A 14,728-nucleotide genomic window follows, 5' to 3' on the forward strand; every position below is an offset into this window, starting at 1 on the left:
AATGCGAACAACACGTGCCCTCGCCGCGCTTGCGGGAGTCACCGTCACGATCGTGGCGCTCGCCGGGTGCACATCGGCCACGACAAACGCGACATCCTCATCTGCTGCGACCGACGATGAACTTTCGGGAACCCTCACGATCGCGGCTGCCGCATCGCTGGGCGCGGCGTTTGATCAGATTGTCGTCGCCTTCGAGCGTCAGCATCCGGGTGTGACCATTTCGCCCATCACTTACGACGGATCGTCCACGCTCGCAACGCAGATCATCGAGGGAGCGCCGATCGACGTGTTTGCGTCAGCGAACGAAGAAAATATGCAGAAAGTGGTCGACGCGGGGCTCGTGACCGATCCCGTGGATTTTGCCACCAACACGCTCGTGATCGTCGTTCCGGAATCGAACCCTGCTGGAATCGAGACGCTCGCGGATCTTGCTGACCCAGCAGTGTCGGTTGTGCTGTGTGCCGCTGAAGTTCCGTGCGGGGCCGCATCGCAGACTTTGCTCGCGAACGCCGGTCTTGATGTGACCCCCGCAAGCTCCGAACAGAATGTGACCGCAGTGCTCACGAAGGTCGAAGCGGGCGAAGCCGACGCGGGCCTCGTTTATACAACGGATGCCGTCGGTCTCAGCAATGTTTTGACGATCACTCCTGACGGAGCCGAAGACGTCGTCAACACGTATCCGATCGCTGCGCTTTCTGATTCGTCTAATCCGGATGCGGCAGCTGCCTTCGTCGCGTTCATCGCAAGCGATGAGGGGCAGAAGATCATGGCGGATGCCGGATTCGGCTCGCCGTGACGATCGCGTCAAAGAACCTGAGACCGGGGTACGTGCCTCAAGTATTGATGGTGCCCGCGTTCCTCGGCCTGGCGCTACTCATCGTGCCATTGTCGGCGCTGGTCGCGCGCGTGGAGTGGAAGACACTGTGGCACGACGTGACGACACCCGAGGCGCTCTCAGCGCTCGGGCTGTCGCTGGGAACAGGTGCGCTCGCGACGCTGATCTGTGTCGTGTTCGGGGTTCCGCTCGCACTTTTTATCGCCCGCAGTGCGCCTCGCACTGCCGCGATTCTTCGTGCCGCAGTCACTGTTCCGCTGGTCTTGCCGCCGATGGTCGGTGGCGTCGCGCTGCTGTTCCTGTTCGGCAGGAACGGATGGCTCGGTCAGCTTTTGGCCGAAGTTGGGATTTCGATTACTTTCACGACGAGCGCTGTCGTGCTGGCGCAAACGTTCGTCGCTCTGCCTTTTCTCGTGCTGGCTTTCGAAGGAGCCGTACGTGCGACCGGAACGGATTTCGAACAAACGGCAGCAGCGCTCGGGGCTGGCCGGTGGCGAATCCTCTGGCGGGTCACGCTTCCGCTGGCGGCCCCGGGTCTCGTCGCAGGTGTCGTGTTGTGTTTCGCTCGAGCAATAGGTGAGTTCGGGGCAACGGCGCTCTTTGCAGGTAACGCGCCCGGAGTAACGCAGACGATGCCGTTGGCGATTTACACGGCGTTCAATGGGGCCGGCGTCACGCAGGGCACCGCCGTCGCGCTGTCGCTCCTCCTCCTCGTCACCGCTATCGCGGTGCTGCTGCTTGTGCGCGCATGGCGACCGGGGACTGTGCGATGACGCTCGGGGAGGGCACGGCATCCGCTCTCGATGCCGACGTGCAGATTCTGCGGGGGAGCGGATTCAATCTGCACGCCCATGTGGCTCTCGAGCCTGGCGAGATCGTCGCGGTGATGGGTCCGAGCGGGGCCGGAAAGTCGACACTGCTTTCGGGTATTGCCGGGCTTGAACCGCTGTCTCATGGAGCCGTGAGGATCGACGGGCGCGAGATTTCGAGCCCGCAGCGTATTGCGCCAGCGCACCGGCGAGGAGTTGTACTGCTGGGGCAGGATCCGCGACTTTTTCCGCACCTCTCAGCGTCAGCGAATGTTGAATTTGGTATGCGAGCTCAGGGTGTTTCAAAAGTCGATGCGCGCGCAGGGGCGCTGAGGTGGCTAGGGAAGGTCGGGATCGCTGAGCTCGCTGATCGAGCGCCGGCCCAGCTGTCAGGCGGCCAGCAGCAGCGAGTGGCTCTCGCCCGGGCGCTCGCCGCGCGGCCAGGCGTCGTGCTCTTGGACGAGCCCTTCACCGCCCTTGATCCCGAGACGGCGGCCGGCCTTCGCGAGATCGTTCAGGCGCAAGTGCACTCCACCGCACTTATCGTGACGCACGACGCCGTCGACGCTCTCGCGATCGCCTCACGGCTCGTCGTGATCGAAGATGGTGTCGTGAGTCAGACCGGACGTGTACGCGAAGTCTTCGCTTCTCCTGCTACTCGGTTCGTGGCGTCCCTTGCGGGGCGGAACCGGCTGACTGAGGGTATCGGCGGGTCGTATCTCGATCAGATAGCGATTTTCAGGCCGTCCGATGTGCAGATTCTTCAGCAGCCGCACCCGGGCTCGTGGCGAGCGCGGGTATCTCGCATCGAACAGACGCTCGTCGGTGTGCGGCTTCACACCGAGTCGCCACCAGTGGCCGTCGACATCGAGTTAGAAGACCTCGCCGAGCGTGCGATAGCAGTCGGGACGGTACTCGAACTGTGGGTCGATCCGCAGCGAGTGCGCACACTTCCCAACACATAAGCTCGAGACATGCCACACCTTCGCAGCTATCGTCCTACCGATGACGAGGCCCTCGCTGAGGTGTGTCTCCGCACGGCAGATGCAGGCGCGGATGCCACCGGGCTCCTGCCGGATGATGACCTCTGGGCAGAGATATTCGTGTTGCCGTATGTTGCGCGGCATCCCGATTTGGCTTTCGTTGTCGTCGATGACGATGATCGTGCGATCGGCTACATCGTTGGCACGGACAACACTCGTGAGTTCGAAGAGTGGTTCGCCTCAGAGTGGTGGCCGCGCTTCGCTGACCGCTGGCCCGCTCCGGATGCCGCGGCAGAGTCCACGCGCGAGACCGACATTCTTCGCTACGCATATAACTTGCGCCCCGGTTCTGACCCGCACGGTGGCACGTACCCTGCGCATCTGCACATCGACCTGCTTCCCGGAGCGCAAGGTCAGGGCTGGGGCAGATTTCTGATTACTGCCTTCACCGCGGTTCTTCGCGAGCGCGGCATCGCTGGCGTGCACTTTGCGGCGAACGCCGAGAATTCCGGCGCGCTCGCTTTCTACGATCGACTCGGCTTTGACCGACTCGACTCGGAGCGGGGCGAGCAGGTGTTTGGGCAGACAGTGACCCCCGGGGCTCGCCCCGTCGCTGTTGTGGCTGGCGCCAGCGGCTTTATCGGTTCTGCGTTGACGAGCGCTTTCGAGAGCGATGGTTATGAAGTGCGTCGTATCGGGCGAAGCGCTGAGACCACATGGGATACGCCTGCTGCGATCGCTCGCGCTGTCGATGGTGCCGATGTGCTCGTGAATCTTGCGGGTAAATCGGTCAATGCGCGATACACCGATGTGGCGCGCGACGAAATCTTGCGCTCCCGCGTTGACACGACGCGGGCTCTGCGGGAGGCAATTGCTGCAGTGCCGAATCCGCCGCGGGTGTGGCTGAACGCGTCGACCGCAACGATCTACCGTCACGAAGAGGTACGAGCGAACACGGAATCGAGCGGGGTGATCGGCGAAGGGTTTTCGGTTGATGTGGCTCGCTCGTGGGAGCAAGAGTTCTTCGCAGGTGATCTGCCGCACACGCGCCGAGTTGCGCTTCGAATGGCGATCGTCGTCGGTGATGGTTCCGCGACGGCGTCGTTGCTTCGGCTCGCACGCGTGGGTCTCGGCGGGCCGCAGATCGATAGCCCGTGGTTTCGGCACCGGCGCTATCGAGGGATCGGCGATGACGCTTCAGGTCTCGAGCGTTCATCGCACCACCGCACGCGGGGCGCGCAGAAATTCAGTTGGATTCACATCGACGATGTCGTTGCGGCGACGCGGTTCTTGATCGAGCGGCCGGACATTTCTGGGCCGGTGAACCTCGCAAGTCCGGAGCTGAGCGACAACCGCACCTTTATGCGCGAATTACGCGAGGTCGTGGGGATGCCGTTTGGGCTTCCGGCATGGCGATGGATGCTGGAGCCCGCCATGTGGGTGCTCCGCACCGAGCCAGAACTCGTGCTGAAGAGCCGGTGGGTCGTACCCGAAACGCTGACCGATGCGGGCTTCGAGTTCACCCATCCGCAGTTGCGCGCAGCGCTCGAAGATGCCGTGGCTCGTCGGAGCTAGCGGAGCTAGCGGAACTAGCGGGGCTTGGCCGGTTCGGCTTCAGCGAACATCCTTAGTCATCGTCGTCCGATGACATGTACACAGTGGCCAACACATCCACATCAAGGTCTGCAATCGCGCGGGAGAGTTCGCTCGGGAGAACGAAGCCGCCTTGTGACGAGTCGGAGTACGCAGACCAGGTAATCCGTGCCTCGCAATCAGCGGGCAGTCGCTGAATCTCGCTCGCAGATGGCTGCACCTGAGTCATGAGCTCGGTGAGCGCAACGGTGCCGGTTTGGTCGGACTCCGTGTTGTGCAACTCGCGGACATCGATCGTCCACGTGTTGTAATCACGCACTCGTCCGGCACCGTTCACCGCACCTCGAGTCGTGGTTTTTGTGGGAACGAGCCCGAGCATCTCTGAGATACGTTCCGGGGTGGTTTCGGTGGAAAACACTGTGAACGATGCCTGGCCAGATTGAATCACAGGCCGAGCATAGTTGTTCAGCGTCCGGCGCCGCGGGACGCTCGCGGCCGCTCAGCTTGAGACGAGCCGCTGCAGCTCGTCGGCCGTTGCGCCGACAATGTCGGCAAGCGGACGGTCGTCGCCGTCGAGCCATCGATCGAGGGCCGTGTTGAAGATTGTCACGGCGATGTCTGCGAGCAGACCGGCGGACGCAACCGGGACACCCCGGGCACGCAATCCCGCATCGATCGCGGCAGCGAGCACGCGTCCCTTGGCCAGCTCTCGTTCTCGAAGGCCCTCGTCTGAGCGGATGACAGATCGGCGGATGAGGAGTTGCGGACGCCAGTCGTTGAATCTCGTCGCTGTTGCGGCGCGAAGCCCATGAGAGACAAGTTGCATGGGGCTCAACCCGTCAGGCGCGGACGCCATGACATCGGATATGTAGGCGGGTAGATCGCGCTCGGCGGCGAAGAGAACCTCGCGCTTGTCCGTGAAGTGCCGGAAGAATGTGCGGGTGGTGAGTCCCGCCCGCTCTGTGATCTGGGGGACGGTCGTTTCGGCGAAGCCCCGTTCGGCGAAGAGCTCGAGGGCTGCTCGTTCAAGGCGAACTGCGGCATCTGGTTCCCAGCGACTCATCCCACGAGCCTAGATGATGACACGCGGTGTCGTCACATGGCATAGAGTGATGACATTGCATGTCATGCACGTGTGGTGCAGACGTCGTGTGGAGAGAAGAGAACCCGATGAGTGAAAACAAGGCCGCCTGGCTGGGCGACAAGTATGCCGATCTGAAGGTTGGACCGGCACCGGTTCCGGTGGCGGGTCACGGTGAACTTGTCGTCCGCAATCGCGCCATCGCAGTGAACCCACTCGACGCTGTCAAGCAGACCACGGGCAACATGATGTATTCGTGGCTTCCTTACCCGTCAGTGCTGGGAGAGGACCTGTCGGGTGAAGTGGTGGAAGTTGGGTCGGGCGTTACTGGATTCACAATCGGCGATCGGGTGCTCGCTTATGCCGTGGGCATGGAGAAATCTCGCAACTCCGCGGCCGAAGGTGCTTTCCAGAACTACACGGTGGTGCTGGCGAAGCTTACGTCTGCGATTCCCGACGACCTGACGCACGAGCAAGCAGCGGTGTTGCCGTTGGCGCTGTCTACCGCGGCTTCAGCGCTGTTTCAACGCAACCAGCTCGGGTTGCAGCATCCTTCTGTTGATGCGATGCCTACGGGAAAAACTGTGCTTGTTTGGGGAGGTTCAACGAGCGTTGGGAGCAATGCGATTCAGCTCGCGGTCGCGGCGGGCTACGACGTGATCACTACTGCCTCACCAAAGAACCACGATTACGTGCGGGGCCTTGGCGCCAGCCAGGTATTCGACTACTCCAGTGACACGGCCGTTGATGATCTGGTCGCAGCGCTCGCAGGCGCTGAATTCGCGGGGGCCCTGGCGGTCGGCACGGGTTCGGCGGAGCCAACCGTCGCTGTCGCCTCGCGCGTCGACGGTCGACGGAGGGTCGTGCTTGCCAGCCCATCGGTGTCTCTCGGTGACTTCCCTCGCGGCGGCGGCATGAATAGCATCACGATTCGCATGCTCTCCCGCCTGGTGTGGACGAACGTGGCGCTCCAGGTGCGCGCACGATTGCTCGGTGTGAAGGCCGGGTTCGTGTGGGGCAGCTCGCTGATGAATAACGAGGTCGCGCCTGCTGTCTTCCGGGACTTCCTGCCTCTCGCCCTTGCCGAGGGGCGCTATGTCGCGGCGCCTCCGGCACGTGTTGTAGGCCACGGGCTTGCCAGCGTGCAGTCGGCCATTGATGCACTACGTGAGGGCGTTTCGGCCCAAAAGCTGGTCGTCAGCCTCTAGCGATGGTCGTTCGTCTGGTGTGTGAGACGAGAGATTCAGTTCTTGTGACATTCTTTTCGCGTGGCCAACGACATCACGCTTGCTCCCGGCGAAGAGATCGTATGGACAGGACGCCCTGATCCCTCGCTTCATTTCACGCGCACGGACGTCTTTTTCATCCCGTTCAGCTTCTTATGGGTGGGTTTCGCGATTTTCTGGACGCTTAGCGTCTCCAGATCGACAGCACCACCATTCGTTATCGTGTTCGGGCTTTTCTTCGTCGCTTTTGGCGTCTATATATCGGTGGGCCGGTTCTTCGTGAAAGCATTTACGAAACGGCGGACGCGTTATTACCTCACCACTGAGCGTGCGGTTGTCGTTGGGCCTCGCTCGACAGATTCCATTGCCTTGGCGCCAGGTATGGGGCGTTCGAAAACTGTGAACCGGTTCCGAATGGACGTGAGCTTCGATCTACCGGGTGACCGGCCTGCTCGAATGCGGACAAATTCCGGCCTCGGTGTGTACGCGAATAGCGGTCTCGAGTTCTTCGCGGCCTTGGGGCCTGGCCTTCCTGTCGCCTTTTACGATGTGCGCGACGTCGACGGTCTCGAGCACGCACTTCGGCATGCTTTCGCCAACACGAGGGGTGCAGCTGCCGGTAGGTAGGGCTTTCATAGCCGCGAACTCAGGCCGCTAGCTGTGACGAAGGATGCTGTTCGGTCGGCACCGCTGGATCGAACGCGCTACACCGGCTCGGTGGTGCGGATCAGACCGCAGTTCACGCATGACCAGGCCACAAGAAACCGCTCATCGTCGAGGATCTCGAACTTGAGGACATCGCCGCAGGTGGGGCAGAGCCGCGGATCTGACACATGCGCCCTCACGCAATGCGTCCGGCGACGAGGCGCACAGAGCGATCGACGAGCCCTGCGGGTACTGCCACGTGGGAGATGATCACGACTGCGTGGTCGCGGTCGACGGCGCCGAGCATGTCGTGCAGCAGTGAGTCGGAGGCATCCGGGTCAACACCCGCTGTCGGCTCGTCGAGCACCAGCACGGGGAAGTTGGCCAGCAGCGCTCGGGCAAGAGCGATGCGTTGCGCTTGGCCACCAGAGACGAGCACACCGCGTTCGCCGAGGGCTGCGTCGAGTCCACCGCGTTCGTGTGCCCATGAAGAGAGCCCGACGCGGTCGAGTACCGTCCAGAGGTCGGCATCTGACGCGGAATCGTGGGCGAAAATGAGGTTTTGGCGCAGCGACTCATCGAAGAGGTAGGGGTCTTGTTCGCAGAGTCCGATAGTTCGCCGCAGCTCGTCGTCGCTGATGTCGCGCGCTTCGATGTCGCCGATGCGAAATGACCCGGTGTAGTCCAAGAAGCGCACAAGCACGTGCGCGAGCGTTGTCTTGCCTGCGCCACTCGGTCCCGTGATGAGCACACGCTCGCCGGGAGCGATGTTCAGATCGACGTCGTTGAGGGTTCCCGCGTCATCGACGGATGCCGCAGCCTCACCGCCGCGCTTCGGCCACCGTGCGGCGAGCCCGACGAGCTCGATCCCGGTGTCGCCGATGCGGGCGCTGGCGGCGGCGCCATCGGTTCGGATGCTGCCGAGGGGTCGCAACATGCCGCTATCGCCCGAATCGACGCCCTCATTGCGGCGTGTTGCGACCCCTCGCGAGGGTGTCTCGGATGCGGGCGCGGGGAGTTCGGCGGGAATCTCGGCGGGGACCGTCTCGGCGATGCGGGTCGCGGCACCGCGCACTTCACGAAGCGAAGCGAGCGCCAGCGGTACGGTGCCGAAGACTTCAAACACCGCCATAGGTAGGAGCACCACGACGGCGAGAGCGGGGCCCGTGAACCCGCCTTCGCCGAGCCCCGGGAGCGCGGCAAATAGCGCGAGAAGTGAAGCGGCACCGGCCAGAAGTGACACAGCGCCACTCGTGAGACCCTGTGCCGACGAGCGGCGGATGATGGCAGTGCGGAGGGCTTCATCGGCTCGGCGCACGCGGCTGGCCGCGGCATCCGTTGCGCTGTAGGCGGTGAGCACATCGAGAGCGGTCAGCTCGTCGACAAGTGCATCGGAGAGCTGCGACCGCAAGGGAGCGATGGCGCGCTCGGCGCGTGCGCCGGCAGCCCAGCCGACCCAGACGGCGAGGGCGAACGCGACAACGAGGCAGATTGCGAGCACCCCGGCGGCAGGCGGAGAGAGGAACGCGACGAAGATGACGCTCGCGAACGCGGCGAGCCCGGCGGTGACGAGCGGCATCACAACCCGGAGCGGCAGGTTTTGCAGCTCGTCAACGTCATCGACGAGATTCGAAAGCAGCGCGCCGCGGCGCGTGCGGCCGAGTCCGTTGGGCGCGAGAGGAACGAGTCGACGAACAAGACTCGACCTCACATCGGCGAGCTGAGTGAGGGTGGCGTCGTGGCCCCAGAGGCGCTCGAGATACCGGAACACGCCGCGGCTGAGGGCGAACGCGCGTACTGCTACGACAACGGCCGAGATGTACAACACGGCGGGTTGCTCGGCCGCGCGGGTGATGAGCCATGCGCTCGCCGCGAGCAACGCAACGGCGCTGATAGCGGTGCCGAATGCTGCCGCGAGCGCGGGCCAGAATTGGCGAATCGGTGGTTGGGCTGCGCGAAGAACCTCGCGGCTGCGCTGCTCGAGCTCGGTCGACACACTCACACCGGCACCTCCAACGGTGCGAGGCGAACGATGCGATCCGCAATCACACGAGAACTGGTGCGATGAGAAATAAGGATGACGGCGGCCCCCGTGTTTGCTTCGGCTCGAAGCTGTGCCCACAGCGCCGCCTCGGTCTCGGAATCGAGTGCGCTCGAAGGCTCATCGAGCAGCAGAACACGTGCACTCGTCGAGCGAAGTCGGTAGAGCGCACGGGCTACAGCAACGCGCTGGGCTTCGCCGCCCGAGAGCCCCGAACCACCGGCGCCGAGCTCGAGATCCGTGGGGATGTCGCCGGCCGACGCATCGCGGAGGCACCTCTCGACGAGCTCGGTATCGGGTGCTGAATCGCCGAGTGCGACATTGACGGCAACCGTGCCAGAGATGAGACCGGGCCGCTGGCCAGCCCACGCGAGCTCATCGCGAGCCGCCGCTACAGCGACGCCCTCGACGAGCAGTTCGCCCTCGAACGTAGCAAAGCCGAGGAGAGCTGCCGCGATGCTCGACTTGCCCGCCCCGCTTTGGCCCTCGATGAGAACGAGTTCTTGCGCCGCGACGGCGAGGTCGACGGCCGGGAGTGAGCGGTCGCCGCGGGCCACCCGCATCCCGCGCACCTCGATGATTGGTGTGGCGCTGTGCGAACCCGCCGAAACCCCCTCGCGAGGGGTCGCAACATGCCGTAATGGCGATGCCGACGACGGTGGGAACGGCGTGTTGCGACCCTTCGGCAAATCTGCGGCGGCTGACGCGGCAGCGGGGGCGGCGGCAGCGGGGAGGGCTGCGGCGTCGTCGAGCACGCTGAAGATCTCGTCGGTGGCGGCGACGCCCTCGGACGCCGCGTGAAATTGCACCCCGACTTGGCGTAGCGGCAGATAGGCCTCGGGGGCGAGCAGAAGGATGAACAGGCCGACGGTCAACGAAATGTCGCCGCTGAGGAGCCGGAAACCGATCGTCACGGCGATGATGGCTACCGAAATCGACGCCAAGAACTCGAGCGCGAATCCCGAGAGGAAAGACACGCGCAGCACGGTCATCGTCTCCCGCTTGTAGCCGCGGGTGACGGTATCGATCGATGATGCCGCCCGCTCGGCTCTGCCGAAGATCTTCAGGGTACTAAGGCCCCCGACGGTGTCGGCAAAGCGTGAAGCCAACGTCCGCAGAGTGTCGAACTGTCGCTTTTGCACGCCGCGGGTGGCCAGACCGATCAAGATCATGAAGATCGGAATCAGCGGCATCGTCACGATCACCGTGATGCCCGCGACCAGGTCAGACCCCAAGATCGCGATGGTCACGATGGGCATGGTGATGGCTGTTGCAATCAGCTGGGGCAGGTAGCGCCCGAAATATGCGTCGAGCGCTTCGAGGCCGTGCCCGGACGTCACGGCGAGTGCGGCACCGTTTCGGCGCGCAAGCCATGCTGGACCCAGTTTTTCGACGGCTGCGATAAGCGCCTGGCGCAGCTGCAGCGACGCTTTCGCCGCGCCTGTGGCTGAGGTGCGTTCGGATGCCGCGATCAGCAGTCCGCGAAGCAGGGCAAGCCCGAGCGCTCCCGCCGCGTAAGGGATGAGCTCGTCAATGGGCGCACCCTCGACGGCACCCACGAGAGCTTTCGTGAGGAGCCAGGCGAACCCGAGAATGATCCCGGTCTGGGCGAGGACCGTCGCCGCGGTGACGGCGAAGAACCCTCGCGACGCCCTGCTGTAGCGCACAAGCCGAGGATCTACGGGGCTGGCCCTCGTTCGAGTCGCTGGCCCGGCCCCGTCGCGTGATGGCATCTTTCGATCTTGCCTCAATGAACTTCAGCTGCGGCGCGCTCGATGCGGCTGCGGGTCACACGCTTACGGAATACCCAGTAAGTCCATCCCTGATACAGCAAGACGAGGGGAAGGAAGATGAGGGCTGCCCACGACATAATCGTGAGCGTGTAGTCGGTGCTTGAGGCGTTCTCGATAGTCAGGTTGAATGCCGGGTCTGTCGACGAGGGCATGACGTTCGGAAAGAGCGAGAACCACAGTGTGAGAACTGCGAACACGACGGTGAACGCGCCGAAGCCGAATGCCCAACCTTCGCGGTCGCGCAGATTCGCGACGACCGATGCGATCAGCAGTACTGCAGCAAGAAGCGCGCACACGATTGCAAGTCCAACAAGCGGCGCGCCACCGCTCGAGGCGTTCATGATCGTCCATGCGAGGAAGACCGCCGCCACGATGACCGTGAGAACGCCTGAACGCAGGGCGAGCTTTCGTGCATCTGTGTGCACTTGGCCGTCAGTTTTCAACGCGACGAAATACACGCCGTGCGTAAAGAACAACAGCAAAGTGGTGAGTCCGCCGAGCAGCCCGTAGGGATTCAGGAGGGTGAGGAATGATCCAGTGAACTCGTGGCTGGCATCGATCGGCACGCCCTGCACGATGTTGGCGAAGGCGACACCCCAGAGGAATGCCGGCACGGCCGAGCCGATGACGATCATGCGGTCGAAGTTGCGCTTCCACCGCACGCTGTCGTTCTGGTGGCGGTATTCGAACGAGACGCCGCGGAGAATCAGCGAGAGCAGAATCAGGAGGAGTGCGAGGTAGAAGCCACTGAAGAGCGTGGCGTACCACTCGGGAAAGGCCGCGAACAAGCACGCACCCGCCACGATGACCCAGGTCTCGTTGAGGTCCCAGACGGGACCGATCGTGTTGATGATCTGGCGGCGGCTGACGTCGTTCTTTCCGAGGAACGGCAGCGACATGCCGACACCGAAGTCGAAGCCGTCGAGGACGAAGTAGCCGACGAACAGGACGCCGACGATGAAGAACCAGAGATATGCGAGATCCATGACTGCTGCTCCTAATAAATCGTCGTCGGGGTGTCTTCGAGCGCCGCAGGTGTTTCGGGCTCGCTTCCGGGCTCAGGCAGCGGATCGGGGCCCTTTTGAGCCGCTTTCATAATGAGCCGTATTTCGACCACCGCGAGGGCAGCGTAGATAGCGGTGAAGGCGATGAGGGAGATCAGCACAGTCCAGCCGGGCACGCTCGGTGATACCCCGTCTTCCGTGAGCATCAACCCGAACACGATCCACGGTTGTCGACCCATCTCAGTGAAGATCCATCCGACGAGGATGGCCAACAGCGATGCCGGCCATGCCCAGATAGCGGCGCGCCACATCCACTTGGCGGGCTGCTTCTTCGCCTTCTTGCGTGTGACCCACAGGCCGACGACGGCAACCAGCGCCGCAGTGCCGCCGAGGCCGATCATCCAGCGGAAGGCCCAGTATGTGACCCAAAGGGTCGGGGCGAAGTTGCCGTCGACCTGGTCCGCAAACTGCGGGAACAGCTCGGTCGTGTACTGCATGTTGAGGTCGTTGATTCCTTCGACGCATCCGTCCAGGGTGTGCGTCGACAAGAACGAGAGTAAGTAGGGGACGCGAATCGAGAACAGTTCGCTCGTACCGTCGGGCGTGCCCAGCGTGAAGATCGAGAACGAGGCATCCGCCCCGCACGATGTATCGAACATCGCCTCAGCTGCTGCCATTTTCATGGGCTGCGTTTGGACCATGACAAGGCTCAATTGGTCGCCAGAGATGGCAACTCCAGCGAATGCGACGATCATGCCCCAGAGTCCGTAGCGAAGCGCTGTGCGCATCATGTCAACGTTCTGGTGGCGTAACAGGTGCCACGCGGCGATTGAGATGATGACGCCTGCAGTCATCATGAACGCCGCGAAAAGAGTGTGGGGGAGAGCTGCGAGCGCCACCGGGTTCGTGAGGACCGCGAGGAAATCGTTCATTTCGGCGCGCGTGCCGTCCGCTGACATCTCGTAGCCAACGGGGTTCTGCATGAACGCGTTGGCAGCGAGGATGAAGTAGGCCGAGAACCAGGCGCCGACGGTCGCTATCCAGATGCTGGCGAGGTGGAGACCCTTGGGGAGCTTGTCCCATCCGAAGATCCAGAGTCCGATGAATGTGGCCTCGAAGAAGAAGGCCAGCAGTCCCTCGAAAGCAAGGGGTGCGCCGAACACATCACCGACAAAGCGGGAGTAGGACGACCAGTTCATGCCGAACTGGAACTCCTGCACGATTCCTGTGACGACGCCCATGGCGAAGTTGATGAGGAAGATCTTGCCGAAGAAGCGAGTGAGGTGGAGCCACTTGAGATTGGCTGTGCGGAACCATGCCGTTTGGAAGATGGCGACGGTCAATGCCATTCCGAGCGTCAACGGCACGAACAAGAAGTGGTACAGCGTGGTCAGCCCGAACTGCCACCTCGCCAGTGCCAGCGGATCGAGAAAATCCATCAGTATTCCTTCCCCATCGCACCGAATTTTGATCAACGGTACTCAGGTCACTCTCAGTGAAGCCATGCCCCGGACCGTGAATAATCCGATTCGATCTCTTTGTGGTCTGACCACATGCGTCCTGCACCAGGTTACTCTGAAATTGTGACGAGGAGCAACGGGCGGTGACTTCAGTTCCGGTAACCATCGGGATGCCCCGCATCGGCGCGCCGCAATCGCCGGATTTCTCGGGTGAATCCGGTCCGCTACGCGATACTCATGGCCGAATTCATCGCGATCTTCGGGTGTCGCTGACAGACCGTTGCTCGCTGCGCTGCACCTACTGCATGCCGGAGCAGGGCAATGAATGGCTGGCCCGACAGAGCATTCTCGATCTCGACGAGATCGAGCGAGTGGCCCGTGTGGCCGCCGCCGCTGGTGTGACGACGTTCCGTTTGACCGGCGGTGAGCCGTTGCTTCGAAAAGACATCGTCGAGGTGGTGCGACGCCTGGCCGTCATCAAGAGCCCCGCGGGTCCGGTACAGATCGCGATGACGACCAACGGCATCCGTCTGGGTGAGTATCTGCCCGATTTGATCGCCGCGGGCCTCAGCCGTGTAAATATCTCGATCGACACGATTCGGCGCGAGCGTTTCCACGAGCTCACACGTCGTGACCGGCTCGATGACGTGCTGGAGGGGATCGCTGCCGCCGCGGCATCCGATCTTCGACCATTGAAGCTGAACGCCGTCGCGATGCGCGGTGTCAACGACGATGAGCTTGTCGACCTGGTGGAATTCGCCATCTCGCAAAACGCGCAGCTTCGGTTCATCGAACAAATGCCGCTCGACGCCGGACACACGTGGGACCGCACGCAGATGGTGACTCGCGACGAGATTCTCGCGGCACTCAGCGAACGGTGGCAGCTCGCTGCCGTTCCCGGTCGTGGCGGCGCGCCCGCCGAACGCTGGACCCTCGATGGCGGCCCCCACACCGTCGGTGTCATCGCCTCTGTCACAGCGCCGTTCTGCGGTGACTGCGACCGGCTGCGGCTGACCGCCGACGGCCAGCTACGAAACTGCCTCTTTTCTACGACCGAGTATGACCTCATGCCGGTGCTGCGAGCATCGTCCACTGGCGACGTGAAAGACATCGACGCGGGAATCGATCGGATGCTGCGCTCCTGCGTGCACGGAAAGCTTCCCGGCCACGCAATCAATGATCCGGGCTTCTTGCAACCAGCCCGCGGGATGAATGCGATTGGTGGCTGAACCTCGGCCACAGGCCGGGGATAGCATGA

Annotated in this window: 13 protein-coding genes and 1 pseudogene; 8 read left to right on the plus strand and 6 right to left on the minus strand. The window is 63.0% G+C overall.

Annotated features, from left to right (window positions below; all coding sequences use genetic code 11):
• Position 1: 1 nt before the first annotated feature.
• The 5 genes and pseudogenes from modA (at position 2) to G6N83_RS13875 (ending at position 4,202) form a co-directional block, all read left to right on the plus strand.
• A complete protein-coding gene (gene modA, locus G6N83_RS09790; RefSeq protein ID WP_165141604.1) occupies positions 2–796 on the plus strand; it encodes a molybdate ABC transporter substrate-binding protein in 795 nt (264 codons plus the stop codon).
• 47 nt (positions 797–843) lie between these two features.
• Positions 844–1,608, plus strand: a complete 765-nt coding sequence (locus G6N83_RS09795; RefSeq protein WP_165143372.1) for an ABC transporter permease — start codon at positions 844–846, stop codon at positions 1,606–1,608.
• The gene (locus G6N83_RS09800; protein ID WP_165141606.1) at positions 1,605–2,609 is read left to right on the plus strand and encodes an ABC transporter ATP-binding protein; all 1,005 of its coding nucleotides are present in this window, start codon (positions 1,605–1,607) and stop codon (positions 2,607–2,609) included. The genes G6N83_RS09795 and G6N83_RS09800 overlap by 4 nt, the downstream gene beginning before the upstream one ends.
• Before the next feature lie 9 nt (positions 2,610–2,618).
• A pseudogene (locus G6N83_RS13870) lies at positions 2,619–3,122 on the plus strand (GNAT family N-acetyltransferase); the annotation flags it as partial.
• 93 nt (positions 3,123–3,215) lie between these two features.
• Positions 3,216–4,202 (plus strand): epimerase, encoded by a 987-nt coding sequence (locus G6N83_RS13875; RefSeq protein ID WP_241246335.1) that lies wholly within the window; start codon positions 3,216–3,218, stop codon positions 4,200–4,202.
• A 52-nt stretch (positions 4,203–4,254) separates the two neighbouring features.
• Here G6N83_RS13875 and G6N83_RS09810 read toward each other — a convergent pair whose 3' ends face one another.
• Together G6N83_RS09810 and G6N83_RS09815 are read right to left on the minus strand one after the other, a co-directional pair.
• Positions 4,255–4,668, minus strand: coding sequence for a DUF4279 domain-containing protein (locus G6N83_RS09810; protein ID WP_165141610.1), 414 nt, complete (start codon positions 4,666–4,668; stop codon positions 4,255–4,257).
• A gap of 51 nt (positions 4,669–4,719) precedes the next feature.
• Positions 4,720–5,283 (minus strand): TetR family transcriptional regulator, encoded by a 564-nt coding sequence (locus G6N83_RS09815; RefSeq protein ID WP_165141612.1) that lies wholly within the window; start codon positions 5,281–5,283, stop codon positions 4,720–4,722.
• Positions 5,284–5,390: 107 nt separating this feature from the next.
• On the opposite strand from G6N83_RS09815, the gene G6N83_RS09820 reads away from it, so the two are divergent.
• A complete protein-coding gene (locus G6N83_RS09820) occupies positions 5,391–6,509 on the plus strand; it encodes a zinc-binding alcohol dehydrogenase family protein (RefSeq protein WP_165141614.1) in 1,119 nt (372 codons plus the stop codon).
• A gap of 60 nt (positions 6,510–6,569) precedes the next feature.
• Positions 6,570–7,154, plus strand: a complete 585-nt coding sequence (locus G6N83_RS09825; protein ID WP_165141616.1) for a hypothetical protein — start codon at positions 6,570–6,572, stop codon at positions 7,152–7,154.
• A 214-nt stretch (positions 7,155–7,368) separates the two neighbouring features.
• Here the strand turns inward: G6N83_RS09825 and cydC are convergent, their stop codons facing one another.
• The 4 genes from cydC to G6N83_RS09845 all read right to left on the minus strand — a co-directional run bounded on the left by cydC (position 7,369) and on the right by G6N83_RS09845 (position 13,449).
• Positions 7,369–9,174, minus strand: a complete 1,806-nt coding sequence (gene cydC / locus G6N83_RS09830; protein WP_165141618.1) for a thiol reductant ABC exporter subunit CydC — start codon at positions 9,172–9,174, stop codon at positions 7,369–7,371.
• Positions 9,171–10,880, minus strand: a complete 1,710-nt coding sequence (cydD, locus tag G6N83_RS09835; RefSeq protein ID WP_311737120.1) for a thiol reductant ABC exporter subunit CydD — start codon at positions 10,878–10,880, stop codon at positions 9,171–9,173. The genes cydC and cydD overlap by 4 nt, the downstream gene beginning before the upstream one ends.
• Before the next feature lie 80 nt (positions 10,881–10,960).
• On the minus strand, positions 10,961–11,992 hold the full coding sequence (gene cydB, locus G6N83_RS09840) for a cytochrome d ubiquinol oxidase subunit II (RefSeq protein ID WP_165141622.1): 1,032 nt from the start codon (positions 11,990–11,992) through the stop codon (positions 10,961–10,963).
• Between the two features lie 11 nt (positions 11,993–12,003).
• Positions 12,004–13,449: a cytochrome ubiquinol oxidase subunit I gene (locus G6N83_RS09845; protein ID WP_165141624.1), complete on the minus strand. Its 1,446-nt coding sequence runs from the start codon at positions 13,447–13,449 to the stop codon at positions 12,004–12,006.
• Positions 13,450–13,640: 191 nt separating this feature from the next.
• Here G6N83_RS09845 and moaA point away from each other — a divergent pair, with 191 nt between their 5' ends.
• Complete coding sequence (gene moaA, locus G6N83_RS09850; RefSeq protein WP_165143375.1) at positions 13,641–14,699, plus strand: GTP 3',8-cyclase MoaA; 1,059 nt, start codon at positions 13,641–13,643, stop codon at positions 14,697–14,699.
• Positions 14,700–14,728 lie beyond the last annotated feature (29 nt).

It is taken from the genome of Microbacterium endophyticum (assembly GCF_011047135.1).
Classification (GTDB): domain Bacteria; phylum Actinomycetota; class Actinomycetes; order Actinomycetales; family Microbacteriaceae; genus Microbacterium; species Microbacterium endophyticum.

What these genes read in the sequence shown, in the direction of transcription:
- G6N83_RS09820 (WP_165141614.1), top strand. Translation starts at nt 5,391, where the DNA reads ATGAGTGAAAACAAGGCCGCCTGGCTGGGCGACAAGTATGCCGATCTG.
- G6N83_RS09815 (WP_165141612.1), bottom strand. Translation starts at nt 5,283, where the DNA reads ATGAGTCGCTGGGAACCAGATGCCGCAGTTCGCCTTGAACGAGCAGCC.
- G6N83_RS09800 (WP_165141606.1), top strand. Translation starts at nt 1,605, where the DNA reads ATGACGCTCGGGGAGGGCACGGCATCCGCTCTCGATGCCGACGTGCAG.
- modA (WP_165141604.1), top strand. Translation starts at nt 2, where the DNA reads ATGCGAACAACACGTGCCCTCGCCGCGCTTGCGGGAGTCACCGTCACG.
- G6N83_RS09795 (WP_165143372.1), top strand. Translation starts at nt 844, where the DNA reads ATGGTGCCCGCGTTCCTCGGCCTGGCGCTACTCATCGTGCCATTGTCG.
- cydB (WP_165141622.1), bottom strand. Translation starts at nt 11,992, where the DNA reads ATGGATCTCGCATATCTCTGGTTCTTCATCGTCGGCGTCCTGTTCGTC.
- G6N83_RS09845 (WP_165141624.1), bottom strand. Translation starts at nt 13,449, where the DNA reads ATGGATTTTCTCGATCCGCTGGCACTGGCGAGGTGGCAGTTCGGGCTG.
- moaA (WP_165143375.1), top strand. Translation starts at nt 13,641, where the DNA reads ATGCCCCGCATCGGCGCGCCGCAATCGCCGGATTTCTCGGGTGAATCC.